A 2,774-nucleotide genomic window follows, 5' to 3' on the forward strand; every position below is an offset into this window, starting at 1 on the left:
GGGGGGGGCGGGGGCGGGCGGCGGGGGCGACCACCGCTCCCGCGGGCGCGCGCGGCGTCCTACAGTCTTCCCTCGTGCCCGCCCACGTGCCCGCCTACGCCGCGTACGCCAGCAACCTCGACCCGGAGGTGATGGCGCGCAAGGCGCCGCACTCGCCGCTGCGGTCCACGGGGTGGCTGGTGGACTGGCGGCTGACCTTCGGCGGGGAGGACCGCAGCTGGCAGGGCCCGGTCGCCACGGTGGTGGAGGCCCCCGGCGACCAGGTGTACGTGGCGCTGTACGACGTGGCCGACGGCGACGCCGACCGCCTGGACGAGGTCGAGGGCGCGGGCATCGGCCTGTACCGCAAGGTGCGGGTGCGGGTGAAGACCCTCGACGGCGACGTGGTGGCGTGGACGTACGTGCTCGACGACTACGAGGGCGGGGTGCCCGCGGCCCGCTACCTCGGCGGCCTGGCCGACGCCGCGGAGGCCGGCGGCGCCCCGCACGACTACGTGCTGGCGCTGCGCGCGCGGCCCTGCCGCTCCGACGACGCCTGACGCGCCCGCCACGCTGAGCCACCCGCCGCCACGCTGCGCGACGCCGGCGACGGCACCGGCCCGGGCGCCGTCCTAGGGTGGACGACGTGACGAACGCCGTTCCCCCCGCCCGGCACTCGACCGGGACCTTCTCCGACGCCGACACCGACCCCTTCGAGCTCGCCGAGCGCGCCGCGCAGCGCGTGGCGGAGCTGACGGGCGTGCCGCACCACGACGTGGCGCTGGTCCTGGGCTCGGGCTGGGCCGCGGCCGCGGACCGGCTGGGCGAGGTGGCGCTGGAGGTGCCGGCCACCGAGCTGCCCGGCTTCACCGCCCCCGCCGTGGTGGGCCACGCCGGCACGCTGCGCTCGATCCGGGTGGAGCGCGAGGACGCCGAGCCGCTGAGGGCGCTGGTGCTGCCGCGCACGCACTTCTACGAGGGCCGCGGCGTGCGGGCGGTGGCGCACGGGGTGCGCACGGCCGCCGCGGCCGGCTGCCGGACGCTGGTGCTGACCAACGGCTGCGGCGGGCTGGACCCCTCGATCGGCCCGGGCTCGCCGGTGCTCGTCTCCGACCACCTGAACCTGACCGGGGCCACGCCGCTGGAGGGCGCCACGTTCGTCGACATGACGGACCTGTACTCCTCGCGGCTGCGCGCCCTGGCCCGCACGGTGGACCCGGAGCTGCCCGAGGGCGTGTACGCGCAGTTCCGCGGCCCGCAGTACGAGACGCCCGCGGAGGTCCGCATGGCCGGCGTGCTGGGCGCCTCGCTGGTGGGCATGTCCACCGCGCTGGAGGCGGTCGCCGCCCGGCACGCCGGCATGGAGGTCCTGGGGTTCTCCCTGGTGACGAACCTGGCCGCCGGGGTGAGCGACGAGCCGCTCTCGCACGAGGAGGTGCTGCAGGCCGGGCGCGACGCGGCCGCGCGCTGCGCCGGGCTGCTGGCCGGGGTCGTCCCGCTGCTGTGAGGCGCGCCGGGGGCCCGCGCGGGTGCGCGGGTCCCCGGTCCGGCGCCGGTCCCCGGCCCGGCGTCAGGAGCGGGTGACGCGCCCCTCGGCCCAGCGGTAGGTGAGGGTCCCGCCCTCGAACTCCTGGCGCACGCCGCCGGGCACCGCCTGCTCGCCGGTGCGCGGGTAGCCCAGGCTGCCGTTCTCCCAGCGCTGCGCGGCGTAGGACTGCCCGAACGCGCCGCGCACCTCGTGGGCGCCCAGTCGCGGGGTCCAGTACACGAGCCCGCCGGTGAAGCGCTGCACCCGGCCGCCGTCGCGCACCGCGAACTCCCCGCCGACCGGGTAGCCCAGCGGCGAGCGCTCCCAGCCCAGGCGCGCCCACTCGTCGCGGATCGCCCCGCGCACGACCTGCGCGCCGGTGGCGGGCGAGAAGTAGATGGACCCGCGCTCGAAGTGGGTGAAGCGGCCGACGCCGTCGGGGGTGCTCAGCTCCGAGGTGGTCGGCAGGCCGAGCACGCCGCCGGGGCCGCCGGTGCCCTGGTAGAGGCCGAGGATCGCGCCCTGCAGGCGGTGCACGGCACCGCCGTTGGTCCAGGTCGCGCTGGCGACCGGCGCGGAGGCGCGGGTCGTGGAGGGGCGGGTGCCCTTGACGGTGTTGACGACGTAGTAGATCTCGGTCTGCGCGTTCGGCACGCGCGCCGGGCCCACGGCGATGCCCACGCCCATGCCGGTGTAGTCGCCCAGCATGATCTCGTGGTGCTTGGCGGAGTCGATCCACCCGCGCACGGCCCAGGCCCCGTCGGTGCTGTTCGAGTAGCTCAGGTGGATGATCTCGCCGATCCCGCCGTACCCGGCGAGCTGCTGGGCGAAGTCGGGGTTGTGCCGGTACTGGCCGCTGGCGGCCTGCGCCTCGGCCCAGCGCTGCGAGACCGCCGAGACGTCGCCGAACTCGGTGAGCGGGGCGCGCCCGCGCGCGGCGCGCTCGGCGTTGATGCCCTCGACGACCTGGCGCTTCTGCGTGGCCAGGTCGGTGGCCGGCGCGGCGGGCGCGGCGGCGAGCACGACGGGGGCGGCGGCGGGCGCGGCCGCGGGGGCGGCGGCGGTGGCGGCGGCCGCGGTGCCGAGCAGCGCGGACGCGGCGAGCAGGCAGCTCAGCGCACCGCGCGCCGGGGTGCGCAGTCCACGTCCGGCCACTCCCGCGCGACTCGATCCCACGACCCAGCACCTCCAGCTCGACGGGCCCCGGCTGCGGCGCGGGGCGTTCGAGGAGAGGGATCGGGTCGCCCCGCGGGCTCCTTGAGCCCGC

Annotated in this window: 3 protein-coding genes; 2 read left to right on the plus strand and 1 reads right to left on the minus strand. The window is 77.7% G+C overall.

Features of this window, described 5'->3' with window-relative positions; all coding sequences use genetic code 11:
- The first annotated feature begins 86 nt into the window (after positions 1-86).
- Complete coding sequence (locus tag ACRYR7_RS25070) at positions 87-539, plus strand: gamma-glutamylcyclotransferase (RefSeq protein WP_432575086.1); 453 nt, start codon at positions 87-89, stop codon at positions 537-539.
- Between the two features lie 86 nt (positions 540-625).
- Positions 626-1,486 carry a purine-nucleoside phosphorylase gene (locus ACRYR7_RS25075; RefSeq protein ID WP_432575083.1) on the plus strand — a complete coding sequence of 287 codons (861 nt, stop codon included), beginning with the start codon at positions 626-628 and terminating at the stop codon, positions 1,484-1,486.
- Between the two features lie 63 nt (positions 1,487-1,549).
- Here the strand turns inward: ACRYR7_RS25075 and ACRYR7_RS25080 are convergent, their stop codons facing one another.
- Complete coding sequence (locus tag ACRYR7_RS25080) at positions 1,550-2,662, minus strand: CAP domain-containing protein (protein WP_432575084.1); 1,113 nt, start codon at positions 2,660-2,662, stop codon at positions 1,550-1,552.
- Positions 2,663-2,774: the final 112 nt, after the last annotated feature.

Origin of the sequence: Kineococcus gurbantunggutensis, from assembly GCF_050871925.1 — a bacterium.
GTDB lineage: Bacteria > Actinomycetota > Actinomycetes > Actinomycetales > Kineococcaceae > Kineococcus.